Raw genomic sequence first — 13394 nt, forward strand, 5'->3', positions numbered from 1 at the left:
CGAGGAGACAGCATGGATTTGAACTACACGGCGGAAGATTTGGCTTTCCGCGATACTGTTCGCGCCTTCCTGGATGCGAACCTGCCAAAAGACCTGCAACAAAAAGTTCTCAATCACAAACGCCTTTCCAAGGAAGATTTCGTCCGCTGGCACAAGATCGTCGCCAAGCAGGGCTGGGTCGGCACCGGCTGGCCGGTCCAGTACGGCGGTACCGGCTGGACGCCGGTCCAGCGCCACATCTGGGAAGAGGAATGCGCCGCCGCCGGAACCCCATCCATCCTGCCCTTCGGCGTGAACATGGTGGCCCCGGTCATCATGGCCTTCGGTAACGAGGCCCAGAAAAATTACTATCTGCCCCGCATTCTGAATTGCGACGATTGGTGGTGCCAGGGGTACTCCGAACCCGGTTCCGGTTCCGACCTTGCATCTCTGAAGACCCGTGCCGAACGCCAGGGCGACCATTACATCGTGAACGGTCAGAAGACCTGGACCACGCTCGCCCAGCACGCGGATATGATTTTCTGCCTGGTCCGCACCGACCCGGCGGTACGCAAGCAGGAAGGCATTTCCTTTCTGCTGATTGACATGAAGACGCCTGGCATCACCGTGCGTCCGATCATCATGCTGGATGAGGAGCATGAAGTGAATGAAGTCTTCTTCGATAACGTGAAGGTTCCGGTGGAGAACCTGATCGGCGAAGAGAACAAGGGCTGGACTTACGCCAAGTATCTGCTTGGCCATGAGCGCACCAACATCGCGGCAGTCGGACGCGCCAAGCGCGAACTCCTGTTCCTGAAGCGACTCGCCGGCAAGCAAATGAAGAGCGGCAGGCCGCTGCTCGACGACCCGATGTTCTCGGCCAAGGTCGCCAGCCTGGAAATCGAAATCATGGCGCTGGAAATGACCGTGCTGCGGGTGCTGTCGCAGGAAAGCGCCAAGCGCGGACCTGGCCCCGAGGCGTCGATGCTCAAGGTGAAGGGCACCGAAGTCCAGCAGATGCTGACCGAACTGATGGTGGAAGCTGTCGGGCCGTATGCAATGCCTTTCGATCCGGCCTATCTCGAAGGCGAGCATGAGCATGCCGTCACGGAAGACGATGATGCCGCGCCGCTCGCGCCTTATTACTTCAACTTCCGCAAGACATCGATCTATGGCGGCTCCAACGAAATTCAGAAGAACATCATCTCCCAGATGATCCTGGGACTGTGAGGCGGACATGGACTTCAATTACACACCAGAGCAGCAACAATTCAAGGATGCCTTGCGCCGTTTCATCGACAAGGATTACACCTTCGAGCATCGCAAGAAAATCATTCATTCGGAACAGGGCGTCTCCGATCAGGCATGGGGCACGCTGGTCGAGCTCGGCATGACTGCGTTGCCGGTTCCGGAAGAGCAAGGCGGCTTCAACGGTTCGGCGGTCGACATGCTGGTCGTGATGCAGGAACTGGGCCGCGGCATCGTGGTGGAGCCGTACTTCGCTACTGTGCTGGGCGCACAATTCCTCAAGCTGGCAGGCGGCCAGGAAACGCTGCTGGAGCAGGTCGCGTCCGGCGAACTGAAGCTTGCTGCCGCACTCGGCGAGAAGCAGGCGCGCCATGACCTGTTCGATATCTCCACGACGGCCAAGGCCGAGAGTGACGGTTATCTGATCAGCGGCACCAAGACAGTGGTGATCCACGGAGGCCAGGCCGGCATGCTGATCGTCTCCGCGCGTTCCGGCGGCGCCCAGCGCGATACCAATGGCATTTCCCTGTTCGTCGTTCCGGCGGATGCAGCCGGCGTCACCCGCCGCGACTATCGCACCATCGACGGCCTGCGCGCGGCCGATATCCGCTTCGACAATGTGCGCGTGCCCGCGAGCGCATTGCTCGGCGGCGCCGGCGCCGGCTGGGATATTCTCGATGCCGCCGCCGACTACGGCGCAACCCTGCTGTGCGCCGAGGCGGTCGGCGCCATGGATGCATTGAACGGCGCGACGCTGGAATACCTGAAGACGCGCCAGCAGTTTGGCGTCCCGATCGGCAAGTTCCAGGCGCTGCAGCATCGCATGGCGGAAATGTTCATGCAGGCGGAGCAGGCGCGTTCGATGGCGACCCTGGCCGCGGTCAAGGTATCGTCGAGCGACGCGGACGAGCGCCGGCGCACGGTATCCGCCGCCAAGGCGCGTGTCGGACAGGCGCTCAAGTATGTCGGCCAGCAAGCCATCCAGCTGCATGGCGGCATGGGCGTCACCGATGAAGTGACTGCGGCGCATCACTTCAAGCGCCTCACGATGATCGACCTGACGCTGGGCGACACCGACCACCACCTGGCCCGCTTCGCGGCGCAGGCGGGGTTCAGGAACGCGGCTTGATCAGGCAAGGGCTCGCAACACCGATAATGGACAGAGGGGATCGAGATGGCGGAATTGAAAAAGTGGTATTTCGAGGACTTTGAAGTCGGCCAAGCTATCGAGGTAGGAACGCGAACGGTGACCGAAGAGGAAATCATCGATTTCGCCTCGAAGTTCGATCCCCAGCCTTTCCATGTCGACAAGGACGCGGCGGAGAAATCCATCTATGGCGGCATCATCGCCAGCGGCTGGCATACCTGCAGCATGATGATGCGCATGCTGGTGGATCACTTCCTGCGCCAGTCGTCGAGCATGGGTTCGCCGGGCGTCGATGAAATCCGCTGGCTCAAGCCGGTGCGCGCCGGCGACACGCTCTCGGTTTCGACGACCATCCTGGAAACCCGGCCGTCGACCAGCAAGCCGGATCGCGGCGTGGTCATGACGCAGTGGCAGGCCAGGAACCAGCATGGGGAACTGGTCGCCACGGTCAAGGGCATGGGCATGTACGGCCGGCGGCCGCAGTAGCAGGGCAGGAAAGCGGGGACGCCGCTTCAATACGACAATAACGGAGACAGCATGCGTGAGATTGCATCGGTAGAGGAATTGAAGAGCCTGATCGGCCAGGAGGTCGCGGTGTCGGACTGGTTCCAGGTATCGCAGGACCGCATCAGGATGTTCGCCGAGGCGACCGGCGACCATCAATGGATCCATCTGGACGAGGAGCGCTGCCGCAAGGAGTCGCCGTTCGGCGGCACCACCATCGCGCACGGTTTCCTCACCTTGTCGCTGCTGCCGATGATCACGGAAAGCGCGATCTCGTTTCCCTCGGCGAAGATGGGCGTCAACTACGGCCTGAACAAGGTCAGGTTTCCCTCGCCGGTGCCGAGTGGCAGCCGGGTGCGTGGTCGCATGGTGCTCAAGGAAGTCGAGGAAATCCCCGGCGGCGTGCAAAATGTCTGGACAGTGACGATAGAGCGCGAAGGCGGCGACAAGCCGGTCTGCGTCGCCGAGTCGGTGTCGAGGCGCTACTGGTAATGTGCCAGGCAGGATAAGAAAGGGCTGCGCATGCAGCCCTTTTTCATTGCGAATGCCCGCCGAAGCTGACGCGGATATTAGAGCGCTTTCGGTCTGACCAGACTGACGATCCCGGCTGCTTTGCCAGCGATACTGCGTTGTGGTCTCCTTGCCATGGCCCCGCCATGTCGCGTCACCACGCCTTGTTTCGCCGGCAAACCATCTCGGCCTCGCCTAGTCCAGTCAGACCGAAAGCACTCTAGCGCTTCTGGTACTGGGTCGAGCCGAACAGCATTTCCTTCGACTTGTCGTCCATCAGCGGCTTGCGCAGGTCGGCAAGGACCTCGACGCCGCGCTTGACCGCCGGACGTTCGCTGATCTCGTCGAACCAGCGCTTCGCGTTCGGAAACTCATCCCAGTCGATACCCTGGTTTTTCCAGGAGCGCAGCCACGGGAAGGTGGCAATGTCGGCAATGGTGTATTCATCACCCGCAAGATAGGCCGTCTTCGCAACCTGGCGGTCGATGACGCCATACAGGCGCTTCGCTTCATTGGTATAGCGGTTGATCGCGTACTCGATCTTTTCCGGCGCATAGATGCGGAAGTGATGCGCCTGGCCGAGCATCGGGCCGACGCCGCCCATCTGGAACATCAGCCACTGCAGGGTGGTGAACTTTTCCCGGTCTGTTGTACCGAGGAACTTGCCTGCCTTGCTCGCCAGGTAGACGAGGATCGCGCCCGATTCGAATACCGACATCGGCTCGCCGTCCGGGCCGTCCGAATCGACAATGGCGGGAATCTTGTTATTGGGGGAGATCGCCAGGAACTCAGGCTTGAACTGGTCGCCCTCGCCGATATTGATGTGGTGAACGCGGTAGGGAAGGCCGCATTCCTCCAGCATGATGTGAACCTTGTGTCCGTTCGGCGTGGCAGTGGAATAAACGTCGATCATGTGAGCTCCGGCAATTGTGCAATTGTTGTTGGACTGTCAAACGCAGCAAGATTATGCAGCGATTCGACAGTCCTTGCAGGAGGCCTACTGTCTGCCGGGCGAACGATCAGGAACGCGTGATCGGCAATTCCTGTTCGCGCGCGGGAATGGCCATGTGCTTGGCCAGTTCCAGCTTGGCGATGGAGTTGCGGTGCACCTCGTCCGGACCGTCGGCGATGCGCAGCGTACGGTTGCCCGCAAACTGGCCGGCCAGCGGGAAGTCGTCGCATACGCCGCCGGCGCCATGGGCCTGAATGGCCCAGTCGAGCACTTTCTGCGTGACGTTCGGCGCCAGCACCTTGATCATCGCGATCTCCGCCTTCGCATGCTTGTTGCCGACGGTATCCATCATGTAGGCAGCCTTCAGCGTCAGCAGGCGCGCGGTGTCGATCATGATGCGCGACTCGGCGATGCGTTCATGCCATACGCTCTGTTCGGAAACCCGCTTGCCGAACGCGACCCGCTCGTTGAGGCGCTTGCACATGTACTCGAGGGCGCGTTCGGCCACGCCGATGGCGCGCATGCAGTGATGGATGCGGCCCGGGCCGAGGCGGCCCTGGGCGATCTCGAAGCCGCGGCCTTCACCCAGCAGGATGTTGGAAGCCGGCACGCGCACGTTTTCGAACAGGATCTCGCAGTGGCCGTGCGGCGCATCGTCATAGCCGAACACCGGCAGCGGGCGCTTGATGGTCACGCCCGGGGTATCGCGCGGCACCAGGATCATCGACTGCTGCGAATGGCGCGGCGCGCTCGGATCGGTCTTGCCCATCAGGATGAAGATCTTGCAGCGCGGATCGCCGGCACCGGAAATCCACCATTTGTGGCCATTGATCACGTAGTCGTCACCATCGCGCTGGATGCGGGTTTCGATATTGGTTGCGTCGGACGATGCCACGCCCGGTTCGGTCATCGCGAACGCGGAACGGATCTCGCCGCGCAGCAGCGGCTCCAGCCACTGGCGCTTGTGCTCCTCGGTGCCGTAGCGCTCGATGGTTTCCATGTTGCCGGTGTCCGGCGCTGCGCAGTTGAAGACTTCCGGCGCCCAGGACACGCGGCCCATGATTTCGCACAGCGGAGCATAGTCGAGGTTGGACAGGCCTTCCGGAGCCCGCGTGGACTTGGGCAGGAACAGGTTCCACAGGCCGGCGGCGCGCGCCTTCGGCTTCAGCTCTTCGATAAGCTGCGTCGGAATCCAGCGGTTGCCTTTCTCGCGGCCGTTGCGGTCGACTTCCTCGTCAAATTCTTTCTCCCTTGGATAAATATGCTCATCCATGAACTTCAGAAGCTTTTCCTGCAGTTCCTTGCAGCGGTCGGAATATTCGAATTCCATGTCGTCTCCTTTGTGGTCTCTCGGTGGTGTCTCTGTGGTGTCTATGTGGTCTCTAGCCGTTGCTGTCTAATACTGGCCGTTATTTCTGGCCCGAGGCGTAAGCCCAGCCCATTTCCGCCATCGGCCTTGCCGCCTGGCCGGATTTGAGCGCCTGTTCGCTCGACGCGGTGCCGTCGACATAGCGCTTCATGATGCCCTGCAGGATGCCAGCAAGGCGGAACATGTTGTAAGCAAGGTAGAAGTTGAAATCGCTGCGGTTGATGGTCTTGCCGGTGCGTTCGCAATACCTGGCGATGTAATCTTCCTCGCTCGGAATGCCGAGCGAGCGGTAATCGATGCCGGCGATGCCGCGGAACTGGCCCGGCGGAATATGCCAGCTCATGCAGTGGTAGGAAAAGTCGGCCAGCGGGTGTCCGAGCGTCGACAGTTCCCAGTCGAGCACCGCGAGAACGCGCGGCTCGGTCGGATGGAAGATCATGTTGTCGAGGCGGTAGTCGCCATGCACGATACTGGTGTCGTCGCCGGGCGGGATATTGTTCGGCAGCCACTCGATCAGGTTATCCATGGCCTCGATCTTTTCCGTTTCCGACGCCTTGTACTGCTTGGTCCAGCGATCGATCTGGCGCATGAAATAATTGCCCGGCTTGCCGTAGTCGGCCAGGCCGATGGCCGCGTAGTCAATGGTATGCAGCTGCGCGATGACCCGGTTCATTTCATCGTAGATCGCGGCACGCTCGCCGTTGCTCATGCCGGGCAGCGACTGGTCCCAGAGCACGCGGCCGTCGACGAAATCCATGATGTAGAAGGCGCGGCCGATCACCGATTCGTCGGTGCACAGGGCGAACTGTCTTGCGGCGGGAAAACCAGCCTTGTTCAGGGCATCCATGACGCGGAATTCGCGGTCAATCGCATGGGCGGAGGCGAGCAGCTTGGCGGCGGGGCCGGGCTTGGTGCGCAGTACGTAGCTTTTTCCGCCGGCCGTCAGCTTGAAGGTGGGGTTCGACTGGCCGCCCTTGAACTGCTCGACCGCGAGTTCTCCGGAGAAGCCTTCGACGTGCTGCCGCATGTATTCCTGCATGGCGCCGATGTCGAACTTCTGACGCTCCGATACCGGACGCGTGCCCATGAATTCTTCAAACATCTTGTCTCCTTTGCGAACAGCGAGAAATAGTTATCGTCTCATTCTACAGCGAAAAGCGTACGATCGTACTATTCTATTTTTTCTGTTTTCGAGGCGCGAAAGAGAGGCTGCGGCGTCAATTCTGGCGCTTGCGCGACTGCAGGTATTGATCCAGCAGGACTTCCATCGTTGTATGGCGCGATTCGCCCTGCAGGCTGGAGACTGCGGAGAAGTTGACGACCCGGACCACCCAGTCCGCCTGGGCCTCGCCGACATCGACGGCATTGATGCAGCCGGCGGTCTGTGCGAGATTGCCGAGGAACAGCCGCTGGTTCGTCAATGCGTACGAGAGAATGGCGCGGTTGACGCCGCCATGCAGCACCATCAGGACCGTATCCCATGACTTGTCGGCGCGCAGGCGGTCGATGCAGGGATGCACTCGATCCATTAGTTCACCTATCGATTCGCCCCCGAGGAAGCGCCGGTCTTCAGGTACGACGCCGTCGAAGGCACCGACGAAAGCTTCGCGCAGGCTGTCATCCGGAATGGCGGACAGCTTGCCGCCGCGCAGTTCGACCAGTTCGGGCCAATGGTCGAGCGCGACCTGCTGTCCGGTCTCGGCGAGAACGCGGGTGGCAGTCTCGACAGTGCGCGGCAGCCCGGAAACGATCACCCGATCGAATTGCAGTTTTTCCCGGGCGAATATCTTGCCGGCGGCGCTTGCCTGCGCCTGTCCCAGTTCATTCAATGGAACCTGCTCCGGAAGAAAGGGTTTGCCCTGGCTGTCGAAGTAAGTGACATTGCCATGCCGCATCAGATAGATGCGGCGCCGCTGATGTTCGCTCATGGTCTCTTCATTCGCTATTTGTAGTTCGGTTTTCGCTTTTCGAAGAAGGCGGTGATGCCTTCGTGCGCGTCGCGATGATGCAGGCTTTCGACGAAATTGCGCTTTTCCGATTCGAAGTGCTGCGACAGGCTGTTGCCGGCAGCCTCCAGTGTCAGGGACTTGATGCGTTCTACCGAGTTCGGCGACAGCTGCGCCAGTTCTTCGGCCCATGCAAGCGCGGCATCGAGCGCGGTGCCGTCGGCAACGAGCCGGTTCACCACGCCAAGCTGGTGCAGGCGTTCGGCGCTGACCGGCTTGCCTTCAAGAAGGATTTCAATGGCAAGCTGGCGCGGCAGCGCCTGCGACAGGAACCAGCTGCCGCCGCCGTCCGGCGTCAAGCCGACTTTCACGTAAGCCATGGTGAATTTAGCCGAGGCTCCCGCAACGATCAGGTCGCATGCCAGCGCGAGCGAAAAGCCGGCGCCTGCGCCCATGCCATCCACAGCGGCGATCACCGGTTTCGGGCAATCCTGGATCGCCTGTATCCAGCCGTGCAGGTTGTCGATCGACTCGGCCTGCACGGAGCGGTCCTTGCTCCGGTTCTCCTGCAGCCGCTTGAGGTTCCCCCCGGAGCAGAAGAAGCCGTCCGCCCCGGTCAGCACCACGGCGCGCACGGAATCGTCGCGTTCGGCCGTATTCAGGGTTTCGATTGCTGCCGCATACATGTCGGGATGCAGCGCGTTTCTGGCGCCGGGATTGGAAATGGTCAGGATCAGCGTGGCGTCCTCGCGTGAGGCTCGAAGTTCGGCAGACATGGCGGCAGGCAGGTGAGTGGTTGAAAGCCCGTCCGGCCGCAAGCGTGTAAACGTGCCGTTGACCCGGGACGGGGCGATGTAGTGACCTCGCTATTATTGCCGAAATGGCGCGGTCGGGTGGAACAGGGGGACTGGCGGGTCCGCGGTCCGGGACGCAGCCTGGCAAGCATGGGCGGTTATGCGGTAAGCTTGCCGATCTCAAAACAACGACACCAAAGGAGACAACCATGCTGAAGCTATGTGGATTTGCCGCGAGCAACTACTACAACAAAGTGAAATTCGCGCTGCTGGAAAAGGGCGTCGACTTCGAAGAAGAACTGGTGTGGCTCGACCGCACACCCGAACTGCTTGCACGTTCCCCGCTCGGCAAGATTCCCTTCATCGAGACCGAACACGGACGGCTATGCGAATCGCAGGTCATCCTCGATTACATTGAATCCACCTATCCGCAGAATGCCTTGCTGCCTGCCGATCCCTATGCCACGGCCAAGGTGCGCGAACTGATTACCTTCATCGAACTGCACCTGGAGCTGGTGGCGCGCGAACTGTATCCGGAGGCATTCTTCGGCGGCAAGGTCACCGACGAAACCAAGGACCGCGTGCAGAAGCTGTTGAAGCGCAATGTCGAAGGCTTCGCCAAGATTGCGAAATTCTCGCCTTACGTTGCCGGCGCCGAGTTCACCATGGCGGACTGCGCGGGCATGGTGCATCTGCCGCTCGTCAGCATGGCATCGAAGATCATCTATGGCGAGGATGCGCTGGCAGGGCTGCCGGTACGCGATTATGTGAAGATGCTGGGCGAGCGGCCGGCGGCACAGCGCGTCAATGCCGACCGCAAGACCAACACGGAAGCGATGGCGGCGCGCAACAAGCGATAGCAGCCGAGGTTCGGTCCATGACGGCGCTGCTGCGCTACAGCGCCGCTTCGTCGCCCCAGAGCTGCTGCATGCTGAAGCGCAGGTTGGCTTGCTGGACCGGCAGCAGTTCTCGTATCGCAAACAGCTCCTTCCCGGTATCGCGCTGTATCGGAAACGATAATGGAGCACCGCGCGGGCCGATGAATGCATGGACGACCGGCGTCGACGCCTCCTTCGCGCGCCGGGTCACGACGCCGATTTCTCCGTTCTGCAGCCGCACGAAACAGCCTGGCGGATAGGTGCCGATTTCCTTGATGAAGTAGGCGGCGAGCATGGCATCGCCCGGTTTGCCGCCGCGGAGAAGCACCTCGCGCAGCGCGGCATTGGGCAGCAGCGTCTTGCGATAGGCGCGTTGCGTCACGCAGGCGCAATACCGGTCCGCCAGGGAGACGATCTTGGCGTTCTGCGGCACGTCGGCCATCGTCTTGCCGTGAGGGTAGCCGCTGCCATCATCGTTTTCATGATGCAGGGCGACGTAGTCCAGCCATTCGCGCTGCGTGATGCCTGCCTGCACAAGCTGGTCGACGCTAGTCTGCACATGCGCCTTGATGCACTGCTGTTCCGGTTCCGACAATGGGGTCTGCTTGTCGCACAGCTGATCGTGCTGGCGCAGCATTCCGATATTCATCGTCAGCGCCGCCGCCATGATGAACTGGATTTCCTCCTGCGGCTTGCGCATGGACCGCGCGATCAGCGAGGCAACCAGGGCAGTATCGATGGAGTGGCGTATCGCATAGCTGCCGGATTGCTGATTGAGCAGCACACTGGCCAGCGCAACGTCGGCATTGGTATCCACTGCATAATTCAGCGCCTTGACCACCTCCAGAATCTTCGAGGCGGCATCGCTTTCGTTGCCCAGGTTGTAGAGCAGGCGTTCGAGGCGCTTGTTGGCAAGATTGATGAAGCGCAGTGCCGATGGCGTTTCCCGCCTGGCCTCCGGCGCGTGCAGGTCATGGCGCTTGTGCGCGCCGTCGAGCAGGGCGGCATCGACAAAGAGTCCTCGCAGCAGCAGCGACTCGACCTGGCCGGCGCTCTGGAGGACATGGCCGCGCCGCAGCAGCAGCTTGTTGCCTTCTCCGTACACATCCCAGGGCAACGGTTCGCCAATGGCGATATCGGACAAGCTGAGCCTTCGATGGTCCATCTACTCCCCCTTTGCCTTGGCTACCTGCCGAATCCATTTATGTACGGCCGCTGATTGTGCTGTCTGGGCTTTGATACCGTGTAGTTTCCGTCCTTGCAGATTTTGGTTGCTGAACTGCGGTGATGCTTCGCCCGGCTGACTTGGAGCAGCTGGAGCAGCTGGAGCAGCTGGAGCAGCCGCGGCGGTCGCTGCCGCGTCCGACAATCCGTTAACGTGGTAACGACAGCGCAGGCTTCATTCTTAAGACCGCGCTCCAAATAAATTGCAAACCTTACAAGCTGGCCAGCCTTTGCAGCGCGGTCTGCAAGGTCTCGTCCTTCTTGGCGAAGCAGAAGCGCACGATGCCCGACTCGCGCGGTTCATTGTAGAACGCGGAAACCGGGATGGCGGCGACGCCGATTTCCGCAGTCAGCCATTTCGCGAAATCGGCTTCGGGGAGGGTGGAAATTGCCGAATAGTCAACGCACTGGAAATAGGTTCCCTCGGAAGGCAGCAGGCGAAAGCGCGTTGCCTTGAGGCCGTCCCGGAACAGGTCGCGCTTGCGCTGGTAGAAGGCGGGCAGATCGAGATAAGGCGCCGGGTTCGCCATGTGGCGTGCCATGCCGTGCTGGACCGGCGTATTGACGGTAAAGACATTGAACTGGTGCACCTTGCGGAATTCAGCCGAAAGCGCCGCGGGCGCGGCGACGAAACCGATCTTCCAGCCGGTGACATGATAGGTCTTGCCGAAGCTCGATACGACGAAGGAGCGCGCCGCCAATTCCGGATAACGGCAGACCGATTCATGGCGGGCGCCGTCGTAGACCATGTGCTCGTAGACTTCGTCGGAGACGATCAGGATCTCCGTGCCGCGCACGATGTCGGCCAGGGCCTGCATGTCGGAGGGCTTGAGCACCGTGCCGGTCGGATTGTGCGGCGAGTTGATCATCAGCAGCCGGGTTTTAGGCGTGACGGCGGCCGCAACCTTTGCCCAGGGTATCGAGTAACCCTCCGCGCCGACCTCCATCTGAACGAATACCGGCTTGCCTCCGGCCAGTTCGATGGACGGCACATAGCTGTCATAGACCGGTTCGATGATCAGTACTTCGTCGCCGGGATGCACCGTGCACAGAATGGCTGTCAGCAGGGCCTGGGTGGCGCCGGCGGTTATCGTGATTTCGGACGCCGGATCATAGCGCCGGCCGTATAGCGCGCCGATCTTGGCGGCGATCGCTTCCCGCAGCGCCGGCACGCCCGTCATCGGCGGGTATTGATTGAAGCCTTCCTTCATGGAGGATGTAACCGCATCGACCAGCGCGGGATCGCAGTCGAAGTCGGGAAAGCCTTGCCCGAGGTTGACCGCGCCTTTTTCCGAAGCGAGCGCGGACATGACCGTGAAAATCGTGGTGCCGACGTTCGGCAGCCTGGACTGCAGGGAGATGAGCGGCTGGTCCGGGGCGGGCGGGGAGAGCGTCTGCATGGTCATGGTCGGCAATTGATCAGGGCAAAGCATGCATTTTAACCAGCCTCCGCCGGCAATGCCCATTTCTCCGGCACCACGATCTCGAACAGGCCTGCCTTGGCTGTACGTTTGGCGAGCTTGAGCAGCGCCTTGTCCTTGGTCAGCAGTGTTCTGGCGCCGGTATCGCGGGCGAGCTCGAGGAATTTCTGGTCATCGGGGTCCTTGCATACCGGGAGGCGGATCTCGGTTTTCACCTCGATCTGCTCCGCGCGAAGCAGGACGATCAGCGCATCGAACGCGCGCGTTGCCGCCGCCCGTGAATCCTCGTCGAGCGGCAGGTGCCTGTATTCCAGCACGCGCAGCCATTCGGTGCGGCAGTCATCACGCGTGACGGCTTCCACCCGTCGCTCTTCCAGCGCTGCCCTCAACGGCTGCCAGCGCGGATCGCGGAAGACGAACAGGTCGAGGCAGACATTTGTGTCGATCACGATGCGATTCGGTATCATTCGGCAATTCATTTCCTGTAGAAACTGTTTTCATGCTGTTAGTCATTTCGCCCGCCAAGTCGCTGGACTATGAAACGCCAGCCAAGACGAAGGCGCACTCCCTGCCGGATTTCATCGATCATTCGGCCGAGCTGATCGATACGCTTAAGCCCTTATCTCCGGCCCAGCTGTCTTCCCTGATGGATATTTCCGATGCGCTCGCGGTGCTGAATGTTACCCGCTATGCCACATGGTCGCCGAAATTTTCCAGTAAAAACGCCAAGCAGGCGGTGCTGGCATTCAATGGCGATGTCTACGATGGGCTGGATGCGGCGTCGCTGACCGAAAAGCAGCTCGGCTATCTGCAATCCCGGCTGAGAATCCTTTCCGGTCTCTACGGCGTGCTTCGTCCTCTCGACCTGATGCAGCCCTATCGCCTTGAAATGGGAACCTCGCTGGCCAATTCCCGTGGGCGGAACCTGTACGCCTTCTGGGGCGACATGATAACGGATGCCTTGAATGCCCAATTGGCCGAGAACCGGTCGGAAATTCTGGTCAACCTTGCGTCTGAAGAATACTTCAAGGCGGTCAAGACCAAGCATCTGAATGCCCGCGTCATCCATCCGGTCTTCGAAGATTGGAAAAATGGCAAGTACAAGGTGATTTCCTTCTTCGCGAAACGGGCACGCGGCTTGATGGCGCGTTATGCCGCGACGAAGGGGATTACTCAGGCCGAAAAGCTGAAACGATTCGATCTCGACGGCTATGCTTACGATGCATCGGCGTCGGATGAGACGCATTGGGTATTCCGGCGGCGCGCCGAGGGGTAAATGCCGGTACGAAGCAGGAACACTAAACGGGGGCGATGAGCCGGCTTTCGCGCAGCCGGCGAACTGAAAAGAAAAATCTATGGTCACCCTCCCTTTTGCAAGGGTAGATTTTGGGTGTTGTGGTCGGCTTGCAAAAATCTATCCGG

14 protein-coding genes are annotated in these 13394 nt (G+C 60.7%); 6 read left to right on the top strand and 8 right to left on the bottom strand.

Translation table 11 applies throughout. From position 1 onward, the window contains the following. The first annotated feature begins 12 nt into the window (after positions 1 to 12). Genes RY831_RS22925 through RY831_RS22940 form a run of 4 tightly spaced genes read left to right on the top strand, consistent with a single transcriptional unit; the run spans position 13 to position 3370 of the window. Complete coding sequence (locus RY831_RS22925) at positions 13 to 1209, top strand: acyl-CoA dehydrogenase family protein (RefSeq protein WP_326508700.1); 1197 nt, start codon at positions 13 to 15, stop codon at positions 1207 to 1209. Positions 1210 to 1216: 7 nt separating this feature from the next. Continuing rightward, a complete protein-coding gene (locus tag RY831_RS22930) occupies positions 1217 to 2356 on the top strand; it encodes an acyl-CoA dehydrogenase family protein (RefSeq protein WP_326508701.1) in 1140 nt (379 codons plus the stop codon). 45 nt (positions 2357 to 2401) lie between these two features. Beyond that, positions 2402 to 2860, top strand: a complete 459-nt coding sequence (locus RY831_RS22935; protein ID WP_326508702.1) for a MaoC family dehydratase — start codon at positions 2402 to 2404, stop codon at positions 2858 to 2860. Positions 2861 to 2911: 51 nt separating this feature from the next. Further along, the gene (locus RY831_RS22940) at positions 2912 to 3370 is read left to right on the top strand and encodes a MaoC family dehydratase (protein ID WP_326508703.1); all 459 of its coding nucleotides are present in this window, start codon (positions 2912 to 2914) and stop codon (positions 3368 to 3370) included. 238 nt (positions 3371 to 3608) lie between these two features. Here the strand turns inward: RY831_RS22940 and RY831_RS22945 are convergent, their stop codons facing one another. From RY831_RS22945 to RY831_RS22965, 5 genes are all read right to left on the bottom strand, one after another. After that, a complete protein-coding gene (locus tag RY831_RS22945) occupies positions 3609 to 4301 on the bottom strand; it encodes a glutathione binding-like protein (RefSeq protein ID WP_326508704.1) in 693 nt (230 codons plus the stop codon). A 106-nt stretch (positions 4302 to 4407) separates the two neighbouring features. After that, the gene (locus tag RY831_RS22950) at positions 4408 to 5670 is read right to left on the bottom strand and encodes an acyl-CoA dehydrogenase family protein (RefSeq protein ID WP_326508705.1); all 1263 of its coding nucleotides are present in this window, start codon (positions 5668 to 5670) and stop codon (positions 4408 to 4410) included. A 79-nt stretch (positions 5671 to 5749) separates the two neighbouring features. After that, on the bottom strand, positions 5750 to 6811 hold the full coding sequence (locus RY831_RS22955) for a phosphotransferase family protein (RefSeq protein WP_326508706.1): 1062 nt from the start codon (positions 6809 to 6811) through the stop codon (positions 5750 to 5752). Between the two features lie 115 nt (positions 6812 to 6926). Next, on the bottom strand, positions 6927 to 7637 hold the full coding sequence (locus RY831_RS22960; RefSeq protein WP_326508707.1) for a histidine phosphatase family protein: 711 nt from the start codon (positions 7635 to 7637) through the stop codon (positions 6927 to 6929). A 14-nt stretch (positions 7638 to 7651) separates the two neighbouring features. Then, complete coding sequence (locus RY831_RS22965) at positions 7652 to 8431, bottom strand: oxepin-CoA hydrolase, alternative type (RefSeq protein ID WP_326508708.1); 780 nt, start codon at positions 8429 to 8431, stop codon at positions 7652 to 7654. Between the two features lie 227 nt (positions 8432 to 8658). Between RY831_RS22965 and RY831_RS22970 the strand changes: the two genes are divergently transcribed. Next, positions 8659 to 9309: a glutathione S-transferase gene (locus tag RY831_RS22970; RefSeq protein ID WP_326508709.1), complete on the top strand. Its 651-nt coding sequence runs from the start codon at positions 8659 to 8661 to the stop codon at positions 9307 to 9309. A 34-nt stretch (positions 9310 to 9343) separates the two neighbouring features. Here the strand turns inward: RY831_RS22970 and RY831_RS22975 are convergent, their stop codons facing one another. The 3 genes from RY831_RS22975 to RY831_RS22985 form a co-directional block, all read right to left on the bottom strand. Beyond that, on the bottom strand, positions 9344 to 10492 hold the full coding sequence (locus tag RY831_RS22975; RefSeq protein ID WP_326508710.1) for an HD-GYP domain-containing protein: 1149 nt from the start codon (positions 10490 to 10492) through the stop codon (positions 9344 to 9346). Between the two features lie 271 nt (positions 10493 to 10763). After that, positions 10764 to 11951, bottom strand: a complete 1188-nt coding sequence (locus RY831_RS22980; RefSeq protein ID WP_437126316.1) for a pyridoxal phosphate-dependent aminotransferase — start codon at positions 11949 to 11951, stop codon at positions 10764 to 10766. A gap of 38 nt (positions 11952 to 11989) precedes the next feature. Continuing rightward, positions 11990 to 12439: a putative toxin-antitoxin system toxin component, PIN family gene (locus RY831_RS22985; RefSeq protein WP_326508712.1), complete on the bottom strand. Its 450-nt coding sequence runs from the start codon at positions 12437 to 12439 to the stop codon at positions 11990 to 11992. A 32-nt stretch (positions 12440 to 12471) separates the two neighbouring features. On the opposite strand from RY831_RS22985, the gene yaaA reads away from it, so the two are divergent. Continuing rightward, positions 12472 to 13248: a peroxide stress protein YaaA gene (gene yaaA / locus RY831_RS22990; protein WP_326508713.1), complete on the top strand. Its 777-nt coding sequence runs from the start codon at positions 12472 to 12474 to the stop codon at positions 13246 to 13248. Positions 13249 to 13394 lie beyond the last annotated feature (146 nt).

Origin of the sequence: Noviherbaspirillum album (assembly GCF_035916955.1) — a bacterium.
In the GTDB taxonomy this organism is placed as follows: Bacteria; Pseudomonadota; Gammaproteobacteria; order Burkholderiales; family Burkholderiaceae_D; genus Noviherbaspirillum; species Noviherbaspirillum album.